The 23948-nt window shown below is 31.3% G+C and carries 21 protein-coding genes; 12 read left to right on the top strand and 9 right to left on the bottom strand.

Features of this window, described 5'->3' with window-relative positions; translation table 11 throughout:
• Positions 1-31 precede the first annotated feature (31 nt).
• Together P8V03_RS09445 and feoB are read right to left on the bottom strand one after the other, a co-directional pair.
• Positions 32-223, bottom strand: coding sequence for a FeoB-associated Cys-rich membrane protein (locus P8V03_RS09445; RefSeq protein WP_261670086.1), 192 nt, complete (start codon positions 221-223; stop codon positions 32-34).
• Positions 213-1982 carry a ferrous iron transport protein B gene (gene feoB / locus P8V03_RS09440; RefSeq protein WP_318797978.1) on the bottom strand — a complete coding sequence of 590 codons (1770 nt, stop codon included), beginning with the start codon at positions 1980-1982 and terminating at the stop codon, positions 213-215. Before feoB ends, P8V03_RS09445 begins: the two co-directional genes overlap by 11 nt.
• Before the next feature lie 327 nt (positions 1983-2309).
• Between feoB and P8V03_RS09435 the strand changes: the two genes are divergently transcribed.
• Positions 2310-3740, top strand: coding sequence for an MFS transporter (locus tag P8V03_RS09435; protein WP_318797977.1), 1431 nt, complete (start codon positions 2310-2312; stop codon positions 3738-3740).
• A gap of 80 nt (positions 3741-3820) precedes the next feature.
• Here P8V03_RS09435 and P8V03_RS09430 read toward each other — a convergent pair whose 3' ends face one another.
• Positions 3821-4504, bottom strand: a complete 684-nt coding sequence (locus P8V03_RS09430; protein ID WP_428978972.1) for a methyl-accepting chemotaxis protein — start codon at positions 4502-4504, stop codon at positions 3821-3823.
• A 338-nt stretch (positions 4505-4842) separates the two neighbouring features.
• Here P8V03_RS09430 and P8V03_RS09425 point away from each other — a divergent pair, with 338 nt between their 5' ends.
• On the top strand, positions 4843-7149 hold the full coding sequence (locus tag P8V03_RS09425; protein WP_318797976.1) for an ABC transporter substrate binding protein: 2307 nt from the start codon (positions 4843-4845) through the stop codon (positions 7147-7149).
• A 193-nt stretch (positions 7150-7342) separates the two neighbouring features.
• Here the strand turns inward: P8V03_RS09425 and P8V03_RS09420 are convergent, their stop codons facing one another.
• Positions 7343-8023, bottom strand: a complete 681-nt coding sequence (locus P8V03_RS09420; protein ID WP_318797975.1) for a Crp/Fnr family transcriptional regulator — start codon at positions 8021-8023, stop codon at positions 7343-7345.
• A gap of 137 nt (positions 8024-8160) precedes the next feature.
• Here P8V03_RS09420 and P8V03_RS09415 point away from each other — a divergent pair, with 137 nt between their 5' ends.
• Together P8V03_RS09415 and P8V03_RS09410 are read left to right on the top strand one after the other, a co-directional pair.
• On the top strand, positions 8161-8967 hold the full coding sequence (locus tag P8V03_RS09415; RefSeq protein ID WP_318797974.1) for an ATP-binding protein: 807 nt from the start codon (positions 8161-8163) through the stop codon (positions 8965-8967).
• Positions 8968-9241: 274 nt separating this feature from the next.
• Entirely contained in the window at positions 9242-9724 is a 483-nt protein-coding gene (locus P8V03_RS09410) for a hypothetical protein (RefSeq protein WP_318797973.1), read from the top strand.
• A 74-nt stretch (positions 9725-9798) separates the two neighbouring features.
• Here P8V03_RS09410 and iadA read toward each other — a convergent pair whose 3' ends face one another.
• Positions 9799-10989: a beta-aspartyl-peptidase gene (iadA, locus tag P8V03_RS09405; protein ID WP_318798041.1), complete on the bottom strand. Its 1191-nt coding sequence runs from the start codon at positions 10987-10989 to the stop codon at positions 9799-9801.
• A gap of 247 nt (positions 10990-11236) precedes the next feature.
• Between iadA and P8V03_RS09400 the strand changes: the two genes are divergently transcribed.
• The 3 genes from P8V03_RS09400 to P8V03_RS09390 all read left to right on the top strand — a co-directional run bounded on the left by P8V03_RS09400 (position 11237) and on the right by P8V03_RS09390 (position 14028).
• Positions 11237-11629 (top strand): zinc ribbon domain-containing protein, encoded by a 393-nt coding sequence (locus P8V03_RS09400; protein WP_318797972.1) that lies wholly within the window; start codon positions 11237-11239, stop codon positions 11627-11629.
• Positions 11630-12236: 607 nt separating this feature from the next.
• A complete protein-coding gene (locus P8V03_RS09395) occupies positions 12237-12986 on the top strand; it encodes a flagellar motor protein MotB (protein ID WP_318797971.1) in 750 nt (249 codons plus the stop codon).
• Between the two features lie 145 nt (positions 12987-13131).
• The gene (locus P8V03_RS09390) at positions 13132-14028 is read left to right on the top strand and encodes an HD domain-containing protein (RefSeq protein ID WP_318797970.1); all 897 of its coding nucleotides are present in this window, start codon (positions 13132-13134) and stop codon (positions 14026-14028) included.
• A gap of 70 nt (positions 14029-14098) precedes the next feature.
• Here P8V03_RS09390 and P8V03_RS09385 read toward each other — a convergent pair whose 3' ends face one another.
• The 3 genes from P8V03_RS09385 to P8V03_RS09375 all read right to left on the bottom strand — a co-directional run bounded on the left by P8V03_RS09385 (position 14099) and on the right by P8V03_RS09375 (position 16467).
• Positions 14099-15037 carry a dipeptidase gene (locus P8V03_RS09385; RefSeq protein ID WP_318797969.1) on the bottom strand — a complete coding sequence of 313 codons (939 nt, stop codon included), beginning with the start codon at positions 15035-15037 and terminating at the stop codon, positions 14099-14101.
• Between the two features lie 97 nt (positions 15038-15134).
• Positions 15135-16130, bottom strand: coding sequence for a biotin--[acetyl-CoA-carboxylase] ligase (locus tag P8V03_RS09380; RefSeq protein ID WP_318797968.1), 996 nt, complete (start codon positions 16128-16130; stop codon positions 15135-15137).
• A gap of 166 nt (positions 16131-16296) precedes the next feature.
• Positions 16297-16467 (bottom strand): hypothetical protein, encoded by a 171-nt coding sequence (locus P8V03_RS09375; protein ID WP_261670100.1) that lies wholly within the window; start codon positions 16465-16467, stop codon positions 16297-16299.
• Between the two features lie 258 nt (positions 16468-16725).
• On the opposite strand from P8V03_RS09375, the gene P8V03_RS09370 reads away from it, so the two are divergent.
• The 3 genes from P8V03_RS09370 to P8V03_RS09360 all read left to right on the top strand — a co-directional run bounded on the left by P8V03_RS09370 (position 16726) and on the right by P8V03_RS09360 (position 18222).
• A complete protein-coding gene (locus P8V03_RS09370; RefSeq protein ID WP_261670101.1) occupies positions 16726-16947 on the top strand; it encodes a helix-turn-helix domain-containing protein in 222 nt (73 codons plus the stop codon).
• Positions 16948-17013: 66 nt separating this feature from the next.
• The gene (locus tag P8V03_RS09365; protein WP_261670102.1) at positions 17014-17208 is read left to right on the top strand and encodes a hypothetical protein; all 195 of its coding nucleotides are present in this window, start codon (positions 17014-17016) and stop codon (positions 17206-17208) included.
• Positions 17209-17310: 102 nt separating this feature from the next.
• Positions 17311-18222 carry a ribonuclease Z gene (locus P8V03_RS09360; protein WP_318797967.1) on the top strand — a complete coding sequence of 304 codons (912 nt, stop codon included), beginning with the start codon at positions 17311-17313 and terminating at the stop codon, positions 18220-18222.
• Positions 18223-18285: 63 nt separating this feature from the next.
• Here the strand turns inward: P8V03_RS09360 and P8V03_RS09355 are convergent, their stop codons facing one another.
• Positions 18286-22386, bottom strand: a complete 4101-nt coding sequence (locus P8V03_RS09355; RefSeq protein WP_318797966.1) for an AAA domain-containing protein — start codon at positions 22384-22386, stop codon at positions 18286-18288.
• A 206-nt stretch (positions 22387-22592) separates the two neighbouring features.
• On the opposite strand from P8V03_RS09355, the gene P8V03_RS09350 reads away from it, so the two are divergent.
• Together P8V03_RS09350 and P8V03_RS09345 are read left to right on the top strand one after the other, a co-directional pair.
• A complete protein-coding gene (locus P8V03_RS09350; RefSeq protein WP_318797965.1) occupies positions 22593-23450 on the top strand; it encodes a YitT family protein in 858 nt (285 codons plus the stop codon).
• Between the two features lie 165 nt (positions 23451-23615).
• Entirely contained in the window at positions 23616-23843 is a 228-nt protein-coding gene (locus tag P8V03_RS09345) for a DUF1450 domain-containing protein (RefSeq protein ID WP_318797964.1), read from the top strand.
• Positions 23844-23948 lie beyond the last annotated feature (105 nt).

Raw genomic sequence — 23948 nt, 5'->3', positions numbered from 1 at the left:
AAGTTACTAAGGCGGTAGAAAAACTACCGCCTTAGTCAGTTTTTTTTGTATCAGTTTTATCGTTAGTTTCTTTTCTGCGATGATATTGAGGACACATCCTGGAGCAGCTGCCACATCCACTGCAGTTGTCATTACGATTTTTTATAATTTTATATATTGTGTAGAAGGCATAAAAAACTACAGCACCGGCAACAGCAACTTCCCCAAGTTCTTTAAGACCCATAAAAATACCTCATTCCTATATTATAAAATAAAAATGAAACTACCCAAGCGGCGGCAAACTGATAAAGTATTGAGATTAAAGTCATTTTAGTGCCAAATTCCTTCTTCATAGTAATTATTGTTGAGGCACAGGGAGTATATAAAAGGATAAAGATTACAAAGCTTAAAGCGGACATCGGACTAAAATATTCAGTAATAGTTATGGAAAGATTACCACCGTATAAAACACCTAAGGTACCTGCAATAACTTCCTTTCCCATTAGACCAGTTAACAATGATACAGAGTTTTGCCAATTTCCAAAACCTAGGGGAATAAAAACAGGAGATATTAGTTTCCCAATAAAAGCCAGGAAACTTTCGTTGATATTTACCATACCATGTAAATTAAAATTAGACAATACCCAGGTTATAATGGACATAGAAAAGATAATAGTACCAATCTTTTTTAGGAATCCCTTTCCTTTTTCCCAGGTATGTATAAAAAGTAATTTTGAATCAGGCATTGTATATTCCGGCAATTCATCAATATAGGGTTCATAATCTTTTTCCTTAACTAGAAGTTTCAATATTAAACTCAAAAGAAAAGCTAAAATTACGCCAGTAGAATACATAAATGCAAGAAGTATAATTTCTTTGCCCTGAAAAAATATAGTAGCAAAAAGCATGTACACAGGAAGTTTCGCATTACAGGACATTAAAGGTATAAGTAGGGCGGTAATATTGCGCTCTCTTTTATCTTCTATATTTTTAGCTGCCATTAAAGCAGGTACGGAACAACCAAAGCCTAATATCATTGGTATGAACGACTTTCCAGATACTCCTCCCATGTACATTATCCTATCCATTAAAAAAGCAGCTCTGCTCATATATCCACTGTCCTCTAGAAAGGAAAGCAGAGAAAAAAGAGTCAGTATAACAGGAAGAAACACTAACACAGAACTAATACCAGATAGTATTCCATCTATTAAAAGAGACTTAAACCATGGACTTTGATAATACAAAAGCTTATTGAGCAAAGGTATAGTATAATCGAAAAGTAAACTCCTTAGAATATCTGAAAGTGGAGTACCAACCCATGAAAATACTATCTTAAAAATTAAATAAATAATACCTATAAAAAGGGGATAAGCAAGGTACTTATTTAAAACAATTCTATCTATAATTTCCGTGGGCTTTTCAATTTTATGTTTATCAAGTTTTACACAGGAACTTAGCAGTTGCTCAATATATTTATAGGTATCTTTTTCAGTGTGTAAGTCTTTAGTTAAGGTTTTAGGGAAAATAAATTCATTGCTCTTAATATATTTATGTATATGAGCTATCGTATCTTTGTCTGATTTATCTGCAATAATAACTGGTATACCAAGTGCATTAGACAACATGCCGCTGTCTATATGAATGCCATTTTTAGATGCTTTATCTAACATAGTTAAAATTAGCACCATTGGTATGTTAAGTTCTGTAAGCTGTAGTGTTAGGTAAAGGTTTCTCTCTATACTAGCAGCATTAACAACATTTATTATTAAATCAACCTTATTTTTCGCTATATAATTGTTAAATATCTCTTCTGTTTTTGAATTTGTGTTTAAAGAATAAATTCCAGGGAAAGCTACTATTTTAGTATTTTTGTCTATATACCCTTCTTGTTTTTGGATCTTGGAATTTCCATCTTCTTCAGACTTTTGCTGCAACTCTGCTATTTTGTTGAAAAAAGTCTCCTGACCTACATTAGGATTACCAATTAAAGCACAAACAGTCATACTTTTCTCCTTATTTATAAGTTTTAAATAATATAATGACTTCAAATTTATCTAAGATAGATATAAAGAATAATCAAGTATTTTCCTTTATATCTATTATTATACGTTAACCTTACGCTTATTGCTACAATACAAGACCAATTTCTAGTACCATTAGATGAAAGGTTTTATATTTTATTTAATGAAAAGGATACCTTCAATAATTAATGTTAAAACTAATTGAACAAAAGGCAAAATTACAACTAGCTTTGAAGTAATTTGTTATCCTCTTTTTATATTTGTTATAATAAGTTATAAAGTTTTTTATAGACGGGAGGAAGAATACATATGAGTCATGAGATTTATCAAAATAGATGGAGAATATTATCAGTGGTTTTACTAGGACCCTTTATGGCAACTTTAGATAGCAGTATTGTAAATGTAGCTCTTCCAGATATGGCTGAAAAGTTAAGTGTTGGGATTAACACAATACAATGGGTAGTAACCAGCTACCTAATAGTAATTTCTGCGTTGGTTTTAATTTTTGGAAGGATAGCGGATATAATTGGAAAAACAAGAGTTTTTCAGTATGGATTTGTTGTATTTTCTATAGGCTCACTTTTATGCGGAATTTCAACAACTATTGAATTTTTAATATTTTCCAGAATTATTCAAGCAATTGGAGCTGCTATGACTATGTCTTCTAACCAAGGGATTATTGCAGCAACCTTTCCGGCAAAGGAAAGAGGCAGGGCTCTAGGGTTATCTGGTACTACTGTAGCAATAGGAACGATGATGGGACCACCTTTAGGAGGAATTATGGTTCAGGCTATAAATTGGGAATCTATTTTTCTGATAAATGTGCCAATCGGCATAATAGCCTTTGTACTAGGGAAAAAAATACTTCCTAAGGAAAACTTAAAAGAAAATACAAATCAATTTGATTTTAAAGGTGCTGTACTGTTTATAGTAGCTATAGTAGCTTTATTTTGGGCAATGCTTAGTGGTGAAAAGATAGGTTGGACAAATAGATATATCATAACCAGTTTTACACTGGCAGCAATTTGTTTTATAGCTTTTTACACTGTAGAGAAAAAACAAGATAATCCTATGCTGGATTTTTCTATATTTAACAATAAACTTTTTAATGTAAGTATAATTTGTGCCTTTATATCTTTTATGGTTATATTTTGCAATAACATAATACATCCTTTCTATTTACAATACGTTATGAAGATATCTCCGGGAAGAGCTGGTGTACTTATGATGGTTTTTCCTATATGCGCAGGTATAGCAGCTCCAATAAGTGGGTATTTGTCTGACCGTATAGGAAGCGAAGTTTTAACTTTCATAGGTCTTACCATTACCACTATAGGTCTTATTTTAATAGGATTTTTAAACACCGAAGCAACTTATCTGCAGATAGCAAGCAGAATAGCAATTTTAGGCCTGGGAAATGGTATATTTCAGTCACCAAATAATTCTATAGTAATGTCTTTGGTCCACCGCAGTAAACTTGGCATTGTAGGAAGTATTAATGCACTGGTAAGAAATATGGGCATGGTGTTTGGAATAGCTTTTTCTGTAGCATTACTTTATAACAGAATGAGTTGGGAAGTGGGGTATAAGATTATAAACTTTGTGCCAGGAAGACCGGATGTGTTTATTCATGCTATGAAATTTGTATATCTTTCAGCAGCTGCCTTATGTATTTTAGGAATGACACTTACTATTTTTAGAATAAGAGATAAGAAAAGAACACAGCTTGTGCTGCACTAAAGTACTTAGTGCAGCATTGAAAGGTAATTAACAATACTTTTAAAGAAATTAATATGGGACTTAGCATAATATTGTAGATCTTATTCAGTTAGATCCATTAGCTTAGCAGCCATAGAATTTAAATTATGTATTGCAGCATCCATTTGCTGAATTTGAGAAAGCTGTTCTTTAAAGGTATCTGTAGTTGAAGTTATGCTATGAGAAATATTATTTACGGATTTTTCGATTTTTGTTAGTGTACTATTAATTTCATTAATGGATTTGTTGCTTGAACTGGATAGCTTTCGTATTTCCTTGGCTACCACAGAAAAACCTTTTCCCTGTTCTCCAGCTCTAGAGGCTTCTATGGCAGCATTGAGGCCTAGGAGATTTGTTTGCGAGGCAATATTTTTTACAAAGCTAAGAACTTCATCTGTGTTTTTTGCATTATGAGCAGCTTCTTCAACTTCATATAGCACCGTATCATTTGCTTGGACAGCAGCCTCTATTCCAGAAGATATCAAACTAGAAACTTTTGAAATATCTTCAATAGCTTCTGACAAGATTTTAGACAGCTTTAGAATCTCATAATGTCTTTTTAAACTTTTAACTAGAACTATACTTCCAATTATAACTCCCTTTTCATCTTTTACCGGAATTCCGGTGGCCTTGATTTCTACTCCAAATACTTCCTTTGGCACTATAAGAGATAGTGTCTTTTTGGCTTTAATGCATTCATAAGCTGCTCCACCTGGTCTTAAAGGGTCTCCAGGTTTAGCATTCATATTAATATTTTTACTATTTACTACCTTTATAAAATGTTCAGTTGAAGACATGGTAAAGGCGATTTCATCTTCAAAAAAATCCTGCATGTAGGGCATCATTTCATTAAAAGCCTGCTGGAGTTTACTTTCTATTCTTAGTTCTTCCACAATTATTCCCCCCTTAGTATGAATTAAATATTAATGTCTGTATTCCATATAGTTATATATATAATACCACAATAATTTTTACTATTAAAAAGGTTTTTATAAGTTTAATTAGGTGCAATTATATGAAAAATGGTATAATATATAGAAATAAAGTTAATTTTTACAAAATATGCTTTGGGGGAATTATATAAATGACAAAAAAGAAGAGATATTTATTTACAGTAATGTTTTTCATGATAAGTACATTTTTTTTGGCTCAGCAAAAATCCCTTGCAGCTGAAGGTGAGAAAAAATATGTGCTTATATTGAATTCCTATAATGAAAGTTTCCAGTGGACAGGTGAAATCGTACAATCAATAAAAGAATCTATAAGATATAACAAAGAAAAACTCTTTATAGATATAGAATATATGGATGCTAAAAGAAAGTGGAATGAAGAATACTATGAAAAATTGTATGAATTTTATAAGTATAAATATAACGACAGAAAATATGATGTGATAATTTGTAGTGACAATGATGCCCTAAATTTTCTTCTTAAATATGGAGAAAGTCTTTTTCCTAAAACACCAGTAGTATTTTGTGGCATTAACAATTTTAGTGAAGATAGTATAAAAGAAAAAACTTTATATACAGGTATAGTAGAAAATTTAGATTTTAAAAACACAATAGACGCTGCTTTAAGGCTTAATCCTAGGGTAGAAAAAGTAATTGTTTTAGCAGATACCACCACTACCGGAATGCAGGAAGTTTTACAATTACATAAAGTTATTCCGAATTATAAAAATTTAGATTTTATGTTTTACTACTGCTCTAATATGTCTGATATAAAAAAAACATTGTCTAGTGCAGAAAAAGATACTGTAGTACTGCTAATGGGTATAATAGAAGAAAGTCATGGCAAATATATACCTTCTAAGGAATTTGCAGAAATTGTTGCAAAATACTCACCGGTACCGGTATATACTCTATGGGAATTTAACTTAAATACAGGTGTATTAGGAGGTGCAATTACAAGCGGCAAATATCAAGGAGAGAAGGCTGGAGGGTTAGCAGGGGAGATTTTAAAAGGACAAAGTATAAAAAATTTGCCTATAATACGAGAATCTGAGAGTAGATACATGTTTGACTATAATGCTATGAGAAAGTTTAATATTAAGGCGCAAGATTTACCTACTAGTAGTATTATTGTAGGTAAACCAAGTACTAGATACAATATACCTAAAACATATGTTTTATATGGGCTGCTTGTTTTAATCATAATATCTATTATAGGTAACTATGTATTAGTATTTAACATAGCTGAGCGCAAGAAATCGGAATATCTTCTTAGAGAGAGAGAAGAACAGTATAGAAAGCTTTTTGAGTTATCTCCAGACGCAATTTTGGTGAATAAAGATGGTATTATAAAGCTAGCTAATAAAGCGTCATTAAGACTTTTCGGAGTGGAAAGCTATGATCAGTTGTTAGAAAAATCCTTAGATGATTTTATACCCTCCAGCATTGGAAATCCTTATCAGCTAAGGAAAATAGATAATAACTATAATAGTACAGTACTAAGAGAAGGAAAAATAATGAGAAAAAATGGAACTATTATAGATGTGGAAATATCAACTACTTCTTTTCCTTATAAGGGAGAGAATATGGTACTTACAGTAGAAAGAGACATAACAGATAGTAAGAGACTACTAGAGACTCTTGAATATGATAAAATAAAAACTGAATTTTTTTCTAATATTTCTCATGAACTTAGAACCCCATTAAATGTTTTATTAAGTGCAATTCAACTATGGGAATTATACCATAGGAAGGGAGAAGAATTTGATAAAAAAGGGTATAAATATATAGATATAATGAAACAAAATTGTTTTAGATTATTAAGGTTAATTAGCAATTTAATCGATATAACCAAAGTGGATTCTAACTACATACAGCCTAACTTTGAAAGGCGTAACATAGTAAGTCTAGTGGAAGATATAACTTTGTCTGTAGCTGACTATATAGAAGATAAAAATATAAAACTTATTTTTGACACAGAGGTTGAAGAAAAATTTCTATTTTGTGATTCAGATAAAATAGAAAGAATAGTACTAAATCTACTCTCAAATGCTGTAAAGTTTACAAATCCAGGGGATTTTATTTATGTAAATATTTATGACAAAATTAATTATATTGCCATTTCTGTTAAGGATACAGGAATAGGCATTCCTGAGGATAAGCTTCAAATAATTTTTGAGAGGTTTAAACAGGTAGACAAGTCTCTTTCAAGAAACAGAGAGGGAAGTGGAATAGGGTTATCCTTAGTAAAGGCTTTTGTAGAGATGCATGGTGGAAGAGTTTCTGTTAAGAGCAGTTATGGCAGCGGAAGTGAGTTTATTATAGAGCTTCCAGTTACAGAGCTGGCGGAAGAAGAGTGTGCAGTAGCTTTTGAAGAGAATAGTAGTAAAAATTTTGATGAAAGAGTGACTATAGAGTTTTCTGATATTTATAAGGAGTAGGAAGCATAGTCTTTGCAATTATTATACACTGTGAAACTATGATAGCACTATGAATTTTAAGTGTATTCATAGTGCTATTATTAAAAAAATAAATCAGTTCTTAAAAAGTTTTGGTGTTTTCCATTTTCATTGAACCTCTGGAACTCTTAAGAAAATAACCTGAGGATATATATCTAATTAAGACTTAATGCTGTTAGTTAATTAAAATGTCTTCAAGAAAGTCTAAATCTACTATTGTGATTAAATTCCTTTCAAAATCTATTATTCCTTCCTCCTTCATACTAATCAATTCTCTAGAGAGAGAGGGTCTTGGAATACCAAGCTGTTCCGCCATTTCTTTTTTTGTGCACTTTAGAGAAAAGGTTAGCTTATTTTCACTTTTATATTGGTCTAAAATATATGATGCAACTTTCTGTCTTATAGTCTGATAAGATATATTTCTTAGTTTCTTGTTTAGCATAAGAATTTTGTTAGATAAAAGTGTCATAAAATTACTTAAGAAATCAGAATTTATACTGCATAATTTCAATATGTTATCCTTTGATATAAACATAATTTGGCATTGTTCTGAGGCTAATATGGTTGCTGGGTAAGTATTTTTATTTGAAAATATTATAACCTCACCAAATATGTTTCCAACTTCTAATTTAGACATTGTAATTGTTTTGCCTGATCCATAAATTCTCTGAACTTCCACAGTACCTTTTATCACTATGCCGATACTTGAGCAGTGAGAGCCTTCAAGAGCTATAACTTCTCCTTTATTAAAATTGTTTAAACTATAATTAATATTTACTAGCGTTTCCTCTATAGATTTTTCGGAAAACCCCTTCATCAAAATACAATTTTTAAGTATATTTATTATTTCCTTCATAGAAAGTACCTCCTGATATTAAGTTTACTTGACAAAAGAATTATAGGTTTTAAAATATAATAGTGTAACATCTGTTACTGAATTTATATTTGTATTTTATTATAATAAAGTTATTAATACAAGTGGAGGGAACAATTATGATAAGAAGAATTGTAGATATAGATGAAAAAAAATGTAATGGTTGTGGACTATGTATCCATGCCTGTCATGAAGGAGCTATAGAGCTTAGAGATGGTAAAGCTGTGCTTATCAGTGATGAATACTGTGACGGGTTAGGAGATTGTCTGCCAGAATGTCCTACAGATGCAATAAAGATTATCGAAAGAGAAAGTTTAGAATACAATGAGGAATTGGTTATGAAAAAAATAGCTGAGAAAAAACAGGCTGTAAAAGAAAATAGTTTACCTTGTGGTTGCCCTGGAACAATGGCTAAAAAAATAGAGAGAAAAAATCCTGTAGAAGAGACAAAATTAGATTGCGGTTGCCCTGGAACTTCTACAAAAAAGATTGAAAGAAAGGCTTTAAATGTATTATCAGATATAAAACCAATGAAGAAGGTATCAGCTAAGGGGACTTCAACATCTGAATTAAATCAGTGGCCAGTTCAATTAAGGCTTATAAATACACAGGCATCATATCTTAAAGGAGCTAATTTATTGGTTGCTGCAGATTGTACTGCTTATGCCTTTGCAGATTTTCATAAAGAATTTATAAAAAACCATATTACAGTTATAGGATGTCCTAAGTTAGATGATATTAAATACTATGAAGAAAAGCTAGCAGAGATTATTAAAGTAAATGATTTAAAAAGTATAACAGTAGTAAGAATGGAAGTTCCTTGCTGTGCAGGTATTGTAAATGCGGTAAAGAAAGCTATGCTTGATGCTCAAACTATTGTTCCTTATAGAGAAGTAACTATATCCACTGATGGAAATATACTATAAGTTATAGTATAGGCATGAAAATCTTTTGTATATAGAATAACTATGAAAAATTTTTATATTTAATTTATATAATTAAAGAAAGCACTATCAATTCTTAAATAGAATTTGAGAGTGCTTTTTATGCACATAATTTGAATATTTTCCTTTTCGTTTATGTTTACAACTTTTTTTATATATTGGCAATATCTTATTTAGTAAATACGGTATATATATATTTAAGGAGGAAAAAATACTTTTGTACTTAATTATTTAGTAAACAAGGAGGAAAAGAATAATGGACGAAAAAAACAGGGAAATTTTAAAAAACTTTTACGAAAAAAAGGCAGATGCAGAAGTTGCAAGGGAACTAAGCACTGTTAAAAATCAACAGGATTCTTTGGAACATACTCTAAGTGAAATTAAATCTACTTTAGGAAATGTTATAAAGGATAAAAAGAATTCATCTGATAACCAGGGTCAGTCTCAACCACAGAATAATCAACAAATATCAAGTCAGCTTACACAGGAGATAGAAGGACTTAGAAACCGTGCACAACAGCAGCAGCAGCAAGTTCAACAACAATTACAATCAACAATTCAACAGGCTATGCAAGCTTTAAATGAAGCTAATGATCAAATACAAGCAAACACTGCACTTACACAAGCTAACCAGCTTATAGACCAAGTTCAAGGACAATTAAACCAAATGGGACAGCAAGGACAGCAGGGACAACAAGGACAACAAAATCAACAGGGTCAAAAACGCAATAATAGTTAAAATATAAAAAGATAGAAGGTTATTAGATATATGTTAAAAATAACCTTCTATCTTTGTTTTATATTAAATCAGAGTTAACCATTGATGTTTTGAGAAGTCCGATTTTCAAAATTGCCATAGACAACAGGTTTATAGTTATTCACCATTATTCGTCCTTTACATAGAACTGTATGTATTTTAAATTTATTATCCATTAAAATTAAGTCAGCATCATAGCCTTCTCCAATTATACCTTTATTGTTTAGCTTTAAAAGCTTTGCTGGAGAAGAGGTTAAAGGAATAAGTGCCTCTTCAATAGATAAATCCCTATCTGATACACATTCCTTGATAATATCTAAGTTAGCAGAGGGTAGTTCAGTTGTAATTTTTAGAAGTTTGCCATTTTCATCAAATATTGGCATACTTCCTCCGGCATCGGAACTCATAGTAATATTGTAAGGAGATATACCTTCATTAAGCATGGTTTTATACACTTCTGACGCACTAACGGCATCATCACCGCCTGGTTTTATTCCCGTTGTTATGTCTACAAACCCTCCACTCTTAGCGTATTCTACTGATTGTTTGTAGACAAGACTATTTCTATTTACATGAGTAGGCAGTAAGTTTTCAAAGGGAATTTCTGATTCGCTAGCAATATCAAAGACTGGAGTGAGTCCATTTTTTCCATCGCCAACGTGAATATGTAAGATACCACATTTGCCAGCAATCATTCCACCAACTCTAGCTTCACTAGCTAAGTGGATTAAATCATAGTCTGAAGGGTGACTGTCTCTATGATCAGAAATAGCAATTTCGCCAACACCAATTATTTTATCTACGAAGATAATATCCGTTCTTGCACTGTCTGTTATTGTTCTAGTAGGCATTTGGTAGCAACCGGTCCAGCAAAGGGTACTTAACCCTTCTTCTTCAAGACCTCTAGCTTTAGCTAATAGATTTCCCATACTTCTTGTACTACCATCAGTGCCAAGTAAGCCTATACAAGTAGTAACTCCGCTTAAGGTAAAGTCTGTTAAATTCAATTCTGGAGTTCTTGTTGCGAAACCACCTTCACCACCACCGCCTGTGATATGCACATGCAAATCGATTAATCCTGGCACAGCTATTAAACCACTGCCATCTACTATTTGAATTTCGGGAAAGTTTTTAGTTGGAAGGTTTATTTCTGAAGATAAATAGACTATTTTATCAAAGCTAATTAATATATTATTTTTGCCTAAAGACTTAGGTGAAAAGACCTCTACATTTTTTATTAGAAGCATTGTTTCATCTCCTTTGATATTTGTAAATGAGTTATAATTCATAGGTATTTTCACCAAGTTTTACTTTTTATATGCGAGAACTATTATTCCTAAAGAGTAGAGATAAGATTATGTAAAGATAAAGTTATACATTTAATATATTAAAATTATGTGTAAAATAGAAAAGATATGCTAAAATATTAATCGGAATTAAGTTTGTGGATATTACAGTGGTTTTTTGAATAAGTTACAGAAAGGGTGATACAGTATGTTTTTTGTTGGAGTTTTTGGGATAGAGGATAAGCAAAAAGAGATAAAAACTATAAAAAACTTATCCTGTAAAAATTGCTCAAATAGTTCGGAATTAGTTCTATTCAAACAGTATAGTTTTTTTCATTTCTTTTTTATACCTATGTTTAAGTGGAATATAAGATATTACTTAATATGTAATGGCTGCAATACAATTTATGAAATTCCAAAGGAAAAGGGAATAAGGGCTGAAGAAGGGGATGATACTGCAATTACCTATTGGGATTTAAATAATGTTAACATACCATGCTATGGTACTTATAATAATAAGCATAGATGTAAAAGTTGTGGAGAAGAAATAGAGGCAAATTTTGAATACTGCCCACATTGTGGAAAAAGACAATTAAGTTAATGGGATAGTCCTATAAGCATTCTATGTAGATTTTTAAACAATTTAAGAAGAGGCCTATAGGCCGCTTCCCTTAACATCCGTTATTTCCACCAAAAGGTATAACATTAAAACTCTTTCCAAAAAGTCCTTTTGTATAGACTATTTTAGCACCATCAAAGAGATAAGAACTATCAGGTTCAATTATAAATTTAATATCATCTATAGTATGAACTTCATCATCAGCTTGTGGCTCATCCAGAGCAGCACCTAGAACTGGGCCACCTCATCCAAAGCCTTTTACCATAAGTCTAACAGCACTTTTATTTTGTTTTTCTAAATTTTCTAATAAGGCGTTTTTTGTATTATCATCAAATAAAATATTCATAATCCAACCTCCTTACCCATACGGGGTATCTGTATCTTTATTTTATTATATTATTTAATTTATCCACTGTCAATAAAAATATGGTATGAAAATAACTTAATAGTAACCTTAAAAATACTAACTATTAATATTCAACAGCTTCTTTAATATTGATACTTTTATGGAAAAAATTTCAATAAACTCTTTAAGTTTCTTTGAATTAATGCGAAAATTATACTAACAATATAAATAGGGGGGAAGATTATGAAAAGGAAAAAGGAAGAGAGAGGACCTAATCTGGAACGATGGATGCTTACCTATCTGGATTTAATTACTCTTTTAGCGGCTTTTTTCATACTGATGTTTTCCATAAGCAATGTGGACAAAGAGAAGTACAAGCAGCTTGCAATTAGTCTGAACCAGTCTATGGGCTCGCCAAATAGCAGTATTATTGATATGGGAAGCATTCCAGCTACAGCTAGCGAAAATCCACCTAACATTGTAGAAAATATTGAGCCAGGGGAAAAAGTAAAGCTTCAGGAGTTAAAGGATAAAATAGATAAGTATATTAAAGAAAATAATCTAAGTGGGGATATAGAAACCACCATTGAAGATAGAGGATTAGTAATAAGTTTCAAGGATTCAGTGCTATTTGATAGCGGCACCGCCGTTATTAGACCTGAGTTTGAGAAAAAGGTTATTGAGGTAGGAAGGATGCTTACTACCTTAGGAAACAACTTTATAAGAGTTGAAGGACATACTGATAATGTTCCAATAAACAATTATCAGTTTGCTTCAAATTGGCAGCTTTCCGTTATAAGAGCTAGCAATGTCACTGAGTTTTTAATAAATAACTGTGGAATAAAAGCTGATAAAATTGGGGCTACTGGTTATGGAGAAAATAGGCCAAAGGCATCTAATGACAATGAGGTTGGAAGAAGCAGAAATAGAAGAGTAGACATTGTAATAGTGAATACAAAATTTAATGAAGTTGAAAATAATAAGAATCAATAAAGTATACTAACACTGCGGCGGTACGTAGTGTTTTTTTATATACTATTTTTAATTAACATCTAAAATACTGGTTTTTTAATAACTTTATTAAAAAAGCTACATAATATTACTGATAAAAGACGAACTTTAAGGAGGGTAATTGATATTGAAAAAAATATATATGAAAGAGGTAAAAGCTGGAGAGAGCGTAGATTCTACTTTTATGATACTGAAAAAGCTCTATCGTGACGGTAATAAAAGCATAGTGATTTTAGGAGATAGAAGTGGAGATACAAAGGCTTCTATTGAAGATAAGGAAGATATATTAAAAGTAGGCAATGTAATAAGGGTAAAAGGAACATTATCTAATATATTAGAAATTAAAAGCTTTGAAAGAATATCTGAATTTTCACTGGAAGATTATCTCCCTTATGTTGAAAGACCAATAGAGGATATTATGAGAGAAATAGACGAGATATCTAAGGAAGAATTTAAAAGCAAGGAAGCTATAGCGCTAAATGAATATTTTTTTAATAATCCTGTTTTTCTAGAAAAATTCAAGAAAGGTATAGGTGGAGTAAGTCAGCATCATAATTATATTGGTGGATTAGCAGAACATACCTTAAACGTAATGTATATTACTAAAATGCTAGCCTATAGATATGATGTCAGAAACAAAGAAATTGCAATACTATCAGCAAAGCTTCATGATATAGGTAAAACAGAGGAATATTTTGTGGAAGGACCTTTTTCCTTCACTTTAGCTGGAGAAATGGAAGGACATATAGTAATCGGAGTGAGGATGGTAGAAGAAGCTTTTAAAGCCGATGCTAATTTTTATAGTGAAGATTTTAAAGAAAGAGTAAAGGGATGTATAGTTCAGCATCATGGTAAACTGGAATACGGCTCACCAAAAAAACCTAATACGGAAGAAGCGCATATTGTAAACTTAGCAGATCAAGCAGATGCTTTTTTAAATAAGATTTCACAGATTAAAAAAGGAGCAGCTCCTAATACTTGGTCAGAATATGATAGAAGAATTGAGGGTAAAATTTATATTTAAAATATAAAATCCAAATGAGGCTAGCCTTCATTTGGATTTTTATTTATGGAAAGGAGATAACTAAAAAAGTTTATAAAACCTCTCTAATAACTCTCAAAATATTTTTATAAAATATTTTTTCTATTTCATCTTCTGAAAAACCATTTCTACTCAATCCATGGAATAGCTTATCCATTTCTGATATATTAGTAATTTCACTAGGTAGATCTACTCCGTCAAAATCAGAACCGATTGCTATGATATCGATGCCACCAATTTTTTTAATATGTTTAATATGGGTTATTATATCAGAAACTGTTGCAGGAATGTTATCTCCTAAAAAAGATTTTTCAAAATTTATGCCCATAACTCCACCTTTTTCTGCTAGAATTTTAATCATTTCATCTGTAAGATTTCTAGGGTGATTAGTTATGGAACGGGCATTAGAGTGGGAGGCTACAAAGGGTTTTTTAGACAGTCTAGCAACATCATAAAAACCCTTATCAGACAAATGAGATACATCTATAATCATGGACAGATTATTCATTTCACGAACTACTTCTTGTCCAAAGGATGTTAAGCCTCTATACACAAATTCTGGCTTACAGTTAGGATAGCCTATTTCATTAGGAAAGTTCCAAGTAAGAGTTATCAACCTCACACCTAATCTATAGAAGTTTCTCAGATTGTATAAGCTTCCATTAAGAGCGTCGCCACCTTCAATAGTTAAAAAAGCAGATATTTTTCCATTATTTTTATTTCTATTTAAGTCTCTATAGTTTTTTGCAATTGCTATACTGCTTTTATTTTTATCTAGTTCTAAGTAAAACTTATCAAGCATTTTTAGACAGCTGTCCAGGGGATTCTCAGTTTGCTTTTGATCAATATATAAAGCGAAAAATTGAGCTAGAGAGTTTCCTTTTTTCATTTTATCAATGTCTACGCTTAAGTTGTTTCTTAAGAGACCTGATTCATCTCCACGTCTTAAAAGCTCATATATAGTATCACAGTGAAAATCTATTAAATTCATAATCTAACCTCCTAAAGGTCATTTTTCACAATCTATTTATAAGGTTTTCAGAATTTTTGACTATTATACATTATATGCTATTTTATCATATAGGTAACTATCTTGGCGTATAGCTTCCCGTTAACCCTCTGATAGAAACTTCACCTGAAACAATTTTTTCAACTATTCCATCGGTGTACTGCACCATTAATTCACCTTCATCACTTAAATCTACAGCTCTTGCATAGGTTTCCTTACCTCTATTGATTATTTTAATTTCTTTACCTAATAGAATAGAATTTTTTTTACAAATGCTAACGGAAGTTTTTATAGTTTCTTCCTTTTCAAACTCATCATAGAGTAGTTCAAAACTATTTAGTAGTTTACTGACAAGTTCTTTTCTTTTTATGTATTTTCCCGTTTCTAAGCTTATTGAAGTGGCAGTATTTTTTAGCTCCTCTGGAAAGTCCGAACTATCTGTATTTACATTTATGCCTATTCCCATGACTACATAGTTGACCTTATTTAATTCGCCACTCATTTCTGTAAGAATACCGCATACTTTTTTTTCATTTAATATTATATCGTTAGGCCATTTTACATAGGCATTTATATCTAGTTCATTAAGAGCTTTTATAACAGCAGCGGCCCCAACTTGAGTTACCTTCGGAACGTTAAGCGGATCAGTGTCCGGTCTTAAGATAATAGACAGCCATATTCCTTTAAATTTAGGAGAGGACCAATTACGACCAAGTCGACCTCTCCCTTCTGTCTGTTCCTCACTTATAATTACTGTTCCATGAGGGGCATTACTAAGGGCTAATTCTTTAGCTTTATTATTTGTTGAACCAAGGGTTTGAAAATACATAATGTTTCTGCCTATATATTTTGTAATTAATTTTTCGTTTAACTCTTCAAATGAAAGCAGATCTGGGGAAGATATCAGTCTATATCCACGCTTTGATACAGATTCTATTTTATAGCCATCTTCTTTAAGTATATTTATATATTTCCATACAGCGGTACGAGTAACCCCTAATTCTTTGCTTATTCTTTGTCCGGATATAAAGCTTTTTTCATATTCCTTCAGCAAATGAAGGATTTTCTCTTTCATTTTATCACCTCTTCATATTGTCTTATTAATTATACTACAAAATTTTAATCTGTGTATTTATATAAATATATTTGTTAAGTTATTTACAGAAAAAAAGACACTAAATTTCCTTAGTGCCTTCTCAAAGATGAAATTCTGCTAAATACACTTCTCAATTAATTATATTTTATGCATTATGAGAAAGTTTTGAGCGTTTAGTAAATTTTTTGCCATTTCCATGTGCACCAATTTTTTCACCATTTATAATTCCTATATCTCCACCATGTTGAGGATACATCTTTCTTAGTTCAGCATTTGACTTATGGTCACTTCTTAAATGATTTTTATTGTTATCCATAAACAAGCACCTCCAAATAAAATCAAATTCACATTAATAATTTGCACTGTTGACATAATTATATACTAAGCAAAGTTTTTTACTAATGTATATAATGCTTTTATAATACAAATTTTTCACAGCAAGGAGATGATGATTTAGTTTAAAATTTATTTTATAATTCATATGTTCTAAAATTTAAAAAATTATCTATAATTTTTATTATAAAGGCGTTATAATCTAGTTAAGGAACTTAATAATTAAATAGGGGGTTTTCTTATGTTAGACGGAAAAAAGATTCGTGAAATGAGATTAAGTTTAGGTTATACAACCTTAGATATTCAAAATCTCACGAAAAACCAAAAATTTGAAACTTCAATTTCAAAATCTTATTTAGAAGAGTTGGAAAGAGGAGATAAGAAAAATCCAAGTTTGGTAAAGGTAGTTGTTTTGGCCAAGGTATTAGGGTGCAAAGTGGACGAACTTATATTAAGTGCCTAATAGTAGAAGTAAAATAAGTATAAAACCTCTTTTTGTGGAAAATCTAATAAAGAAAGAGGTGATTTTATGAATGAAAAAAAGAAGCAGATAAGCTTTAATGATATTTCAAAGAGTTATTTAGTTGAATCTGGAGAGGAAGTGGAGAAAAGCTTTATAAAATCTTCAGATATTATAGAAGATAAGGATGGTAATTGTACTGTGTTAGGTGAGAAGATAGAGGCTAATGCATGCAGTATGTTAAAAGAGGACTATAAATTATAATATTGTAAACAATGTTCTTAAAAATAGTGAATTTATGATAAGGCTGAGCCGCAAGGCTCTTTTTCTTTATATGAAAAATTAAGTTCTAAAGGAGGTGTTAATATGCTTGATATTTGTCTGTTAGGCTGTGGAGGAAGTATGCCTGTGCCTTATAGATATCTTACTTCCATGATAGTGTCTTATAAAGGAAGAAAATTGCTTATAGATTGCGGAGAGGGGACACAAGTAAGCTTGAAGATGCTAGGATGGGGGATGAAAACCATAGATACTATTTTATTTACTCATTTTCATGCAGACCATGTTGCAGGGTTACCAGGTCTGCTTTTAACAATAGCAAACTCAGATAGGACAGAGCCGTTAAACATAGTAGGACCAGAAGGCCTTTGGGAAGTGGTAAATGGACTTAGAGTTATAGCACCGGTACTTCCCTATAAAATTAACATACTAGAGTTTAAAGGGCAGGGCAGAACTACCCAGAAGATTGGAGATTTTAATATCAATATAATGTCTGTTGAGCATACCGTTCCTTGTTTTGCCTATTCTTTAGAAGTACCTCGAGGAAGAAAGTTTGATAAAAATAGTGCAATTAAAAATGATATACCTATGATATATTGGAATAGACTTCAGAAGGGAGAAGAAATATATCATGAAGGCAGACTGCTCACTCCACAGATGGTCCGTGGAGAAGAGAGAAAAGGACTTAAGGTGAGTTATAGCACCGATACAAGGCCTGTAGAAGGGTTGAAAAAATTTATAAATGAATCAGATATCTTTATATGTGAAGGAATGTATGGAAATGATGATGACATTTCAAAGGCTTTAGATAATAGACATATGCTTTTTTCAGAAGCTGCTGCTTTAGCCAAAGAGGGGAATGTAAAAGAGTTATGGCTTACCCACTTCAGTCCCTCTATGCCAAATCCTCAGGAGTATATAAAAAATGCTCAGAGTATTTTTTATAATACTATTATAGGAGAAGATAGATTTACCAAGACATTAAATTTTGAAAATTGAAAAGGCAATAGTGTTAGTCTACTGCCTTTCAAAGATCTTAAATTACTAGAATTTTTCCTTAAACTATTCATTTGTAAAAGATGCTTCTGCTAGAGATAGACTTTGTTCCTTAGAAAAGGAAGGTCTAATCCCATTAGCTTCAAGCTCTGTATAAAGTTTTTCCATACACTTCTTTGGTTGATAGTAGAACTGGCTCTCCCTTATTATAAAGAAATTCCATCCAACTCTTTGAAGAGTCATACGTCTATTATGGTTTTCCTCCCAATTTAAGGAGAAAGCAGTATTTTCACAACAACAGTCTACTGCTAGTCTGCTGTTAGTTCCTTCAATTACAAAATCGATCTTATACCTTCCAACTCTTACATCGGTTTTAACTTTATAACCTCTAGATTTCAATTCAGTATATATATCCTTTTTAAAACCAGAAGATAAAATACTATTACCTTCTACATAGATCACAGGTTTATTTTCATTATTCATAAAATAACCTAACAGTGACGCTCTTACACATTTTGAATTTAAGTCTTCAAAATCTACAGAGTGGAATAGGAACATTTGATTTTTAGCTCTACTAGAGGCAACGTTAAATCTTCTAATGTCTGACTCTTTAGTTAAGGCAGTAAACTTTGCATTTTTTGCTATTACAAGTGATAGAAACATAATGTCTCTTTCATCTCCTTGAAAAGAGTATGCATCGCCACAGAGAATTTTCCTATTTATCATTTCCTCAACACCAAGCTTTTCTTTTAACATGTTTTCTATAAGTTCACTTTGTGCTTCACCTAAAAGAGAGATAACTCCCATAGTCATATCCTTGTATTTATCATCTTTACAGCAGTCTATTACCTTATTTACTAATGCTTCAGCTTCCTTCTGATTAATATTTTTGCCACTATCTTTAAAGCCCTCTTCAACTTTGACAGAGAATACAGCAGGATTAAAGGTATCTCTTTTTTCAGGGCATCTTAAAGGTATAATTTCATTTGAATAGCATAAGTCATTACTGAAACCTATTATCTCAGGAGCACATCTAAAGTGTTCCTTAAGCACTAATCTGCTTGGAAATACTCTTAAGGCAGTATGATAAAGGCTTGTCTTTAAGTCGAACCATTCTCCATGAGGTATATCTTTAAGGTATCTGTTTATCAAGTTTTCAACCATTTCATTATCTTTACCAATAGCCTCAGGACTTATCTGACATTCATCGCCTACAATGACAGCTCTCTTTCCTCTAAGAAGAGCAGTTATTGCCGAAATATCACTTTGGCTGCTCTCATCCATAATTACCACATCAAATAAATCATTTTCTAACTTTATATTTTCAATTACTTTGTTCAAAGGCATAATCCAAACAGGGATCACCCCTTTACATTTTTCCATTTCCTTTTGGGCTAATTTTCTATATTTAGCAGCCTGTTTACCAGTACCTTTACCAATCCTTTTGATAGATTCTAACCAGGTAAATAGACTTCTCTTTTGAGATTCTGTTGTTCGAATTATTTGATTATACCAGGTCTTCTTAGCAACTATTTCTTTTATAAGAGTTTTTTCTCTTATTTTTTCAGCTTCCATATCTTTTTCAATTTGCTCTGGTCTTAATTTACAAATTTCATTTAATAAAGATACAGATGCTCTCCATTTCCAAGCTTTGTCCCAATTTATATACTCAGTATTTAAATCATTGCTTTCCCATTTTGTTAGCAGTTTTTTAGTTAGAACAGGGCAGGTCTCCTTTAATTTGCTAAGGATTCTACTTATTTGTTCTCCAGCGTCTTTTAATTCTTTAAGCCTCCATAGAGTATCATATAGTTTTCTGATTTTAATTTTATCAAAATCTGCTATCCAGTCTGATGCTTCCATTAAGTAATCATTGCTTAAAAACAACTTTCTTGCGTTTTCAATATATTTATTTAACTCCTCATACTCTTTTATATATTTTATAGATTGAAGGCCATTTAGCAGATACTCATAAGCCTGTTTATTGAATAAGTTCAAATCTACAGGTGTTTTAGAGTTTCCAAGCAGTTCTATAACGGTATTAGCATATTCTTCTTCCCAATCTAGTATTGATTGAAGTTCTATAACGTTGTCAGAAATAGTGCTTAACAAATTATTATCTGCTGTAGTTACTAATTTTCCCCCATATTCTTTTACTGTGTTATTCCACAAAGTCCTTAATTGTCTTTCTAAGTTTTCCTTTTCGATAGCTTTAGCAAATATATCACATTGTTCTTTTGAATTTATTGTTCTATAGTCTACTTCACACTCTTCTATTATGTAGTTAACATTACTATGAAATACCTTAAATATAGAGCTAAGTTTTCCTTTAGACTCTATATGTTTATAAATCACCTCAAAATCACTTTGAAGTTTATTTATATCCATATTGTTTGGAAATTTTATATTATGGGAATTTACAATCTGTTTAAGTACACTTATCTGTCTTACGTAATTATTTAAGTTTAGAATTATATCTTTCCAATACTCCTTAGAGGCATCGTTACTATAACAGGATTTCATAACAGATTTAAGCCAGCAGTTCTCTATTTGGCTTATTTTCTCTTTAGCCTTTATAGATAATTTTAACAGTTGATCAAGATTGCTTTCACTAGTATCTATAATCCAGTGATTTACATCTTCTCTGTACTTATGAATGTTTAGTTCTAATTCCTGAAGCCTGTCCAGCTTATAAACTAGTTCTTCATAAGATGGAATTTTATAAAGCAAATCTCTTGTTTTATTTAACTTATCAATTTCATCTTTTTTACTTTCTCTTAGAAGTTTTATTAAAAGGTTAAATTCCTCCTCAGTAATGGGACATCTGGTTTTAAGATGGATTTCGTCTTCTATCCAATTATATTTTTCATTACTTCTTACCCATTTTGCCAATTCTGTTACTGATAGAGTCTCAGTTTTATAGCTTACAGTTTTATTTTCAAAGGATTCTGCTTCTTTTAAATCCTGCTTAAGGTGTTCTAAAGTTTTTCTACATTCCTTTAGCTCATTTTCCAATGGGGCAATTTCCTTTATCAATGAAGCTGGATCAATAGATAAGTTTTCAGTTATTTTTCTTACTGCTTCATCTAGTTCCTTTAAGGCCTTGGCATCATTACCAAGAAGGCTCATGCATAAAGCTTTAATTTCATCAGGAATTTTATTTGAAAGCACTTTAAGTGCCCTGTCAGTTTGACTTGTAACTAAAACTCTTTTGCCATGGGCCATCAAGTGACATATTAAGTTTACAATTGTGTGACTCTTTCCCGTACCAGGAGGTCCTTGTACTACAACACCAAAATTTTTAGCTAATCTTTTAGTTATTTCTTCCTGTTCTTCATTTGCAGGAAGGGGAAATAGTAAATCTTTGCCGATGGATTCCCATTCATTGTAATCATCGTTAATTCCTACAGCGTTTATTTCTTTAACTAAAGCCTCTACTGTTTTTGGAATAGGCTTATTTTCATCTATATAATTTAAGATATCTCGTAATTCCATATCCCAAAGCCTTGTGTCTATATTCCTTAGAATAATACAAGGAGCATTATAGAAGGTTGGAAGCATTTCCGTTTTGATATCTGCTGTTGCTGCAATATCTTTTTTAAAATCAATTGATGAGGATGTATTACCTAGACTGTTTAAAATTCTTTGTAAAATATTTTCAATATCTTCTATTTTTCTTGCATCAATTCCCATATTCTTTATTTCAAGATTGATATTTATTAATTCATGGAGATTAGGCAAATCTAGACCCTCTAGCACTCCAAGCTCTAGATTCGTTATATTATTATAGGGCGTAAGAATAAATAGTCCTTTTTCAGCATTGAAGTTTAATGACATTTTTGTGGTGAAAATTGGATGTACAATTTTCTCATCATTTACTTTCCAAGTTAAAAGGCTGTGGCCCCAAACAATTTCTAAGTCCTCACTATTTTTTTCCAATTCGCAATATATTTTAAAAAGTGAATTGTAAAGTTCTTTATGTTCTTTTCCTACCTGCAACCAATTTTCATCTTCATTTTTATTTAGCATACAGCCTTTTTTATTATATAAATCCGCTTCCCAAATAATCTTATTATATTTGGTTACATCGCGTATTATTTTTTTGTCCATGTTTTTTATACTAAGTAAGTATAAAAAAATATTTTTTATCTTCTCTCTTGTATTCAATTTGAACCCTCCTGTAAAAAATGTAACAATTCATCTTATTATACCATACTTAATGGATTTATTACTTTATTTTCTCAATAAATGTTATACCTGAGAGTTCCTTTGTCTAGTTGAGAGAGAGGTTTTATCCTATTAGATAAAATTTTGGTAAAAAGGGGAAATAAAAAACATATACTAATACTAGAGCAATTAGCAAGGAGTAGTGTATGTTAAAAAAACACTATACAGGCATAGCATTAGCTAGTAAAGTATTTTTCTTAATATTAGGTTCTGTGCTTGTGTCAGTAGGACTAGAAATATTTTTAATACCAAATAATATAATTGACGGCGGAATAACTGGGATATCCATTATTTTAAGTTATTTAACAAGAGTGCCTCTAGGAATATTTATATTTTCACTAAATATACCATTTCTTATTTTTGGATATAAGCAAATAGGAAAAACCTTTGCCTTTACAACTTTATTTTCAGTAATAATGTTATCTATCGGAGTTACTCTTCTTAATCAAATTCCAAGGATAACTCATGATGTTTTACTAGCTTCCGTCTTTGGAGGAATAATATTAGGGGTAGGAGTTGGGTTAATAATTAGACATGGAGGTTCTCTAGATGGAACAGAAATAGTTGCTATAGTATTAGATGAAAATATAGCATTTTCAATTGGAGAAATAATTATGTTTTTTAATCTTTTTATATTAAGCAGCGCAGGATTGGTTTTCGGATGGGATAGAGCAATGTATTCCTTAATTACTTATTTTATTGCTTTCAAAGTAATTGATATAACCGTTGAAGGTTTAGATGAATCTAAGGCAGTATTTATTGTATCGGAGAGATATAAGGATATAACAGAAGCTCTAATGGCAAGGTTAGGTAGGGGAGTAACTTTACTTGATGGAAAAGGGGCCTATAGAAATACAAGAACTAATGTTATATATGTTGTTGTAACTAGACTGGAAATCGCTAAGTTAAAATCTATAGTACATGGTTTTGATAAAGATGCTTTAGTTACCATTGGAAATGTAGAAGTTACAGGGAAAAGGTACAAGAAAAAGCCAATACATTAGTTTTCATAATGAAACTGATAAGAGTTTACCTATCCAAATATGCAAATGATTTTTATCTGTTTATTAAGCCGCTTAATAACCTTTTAATATTATGCTTAAAGAATAAATAACTTAAATTTGTGCATATTGATAGATATACTGATGAGTAAAGTAGGAGGATAAGTAGTGTTTACAGAAATATTTTTTTGCGAAAACAATGTAAGTAAGGGACTAGAAGAAATAGTAGAAAGGTTAGAAGAAGAATATCCAGATGTTATTGTGTATATAGAACCATGCTTAGGACGCTGCGGCCAGTGTATAGATAACTTATATGCTGTTATTGATGCGGAAATGATTATAGGGGAAAGTCCAGAGGAATTATACAAAAACATAAAAAAGGCATTAGAGGAGTAAAAAAGAACTCTAGCATTACTTATAAGTTGGAGTTCTTTTTATCCGATGACTACCCGCTCTAATACTCCCTCTTCTCCAAGAGGGAGTAAAGAGCGGCTACGTCCC

This window comes from Clostridium tanneri (assembly GCF_033659955.1).
Lineage (GTDB): Bacteria > Bacillota > Clostridia > Clostridiales > Clostridiaceae > Clostridium_AM > Clostridium_AM tanneri.
Note: the sequence above shows the minus strand (reverse complement) of the source record. Positions and strands in the feature narration are given on the sequence as shown.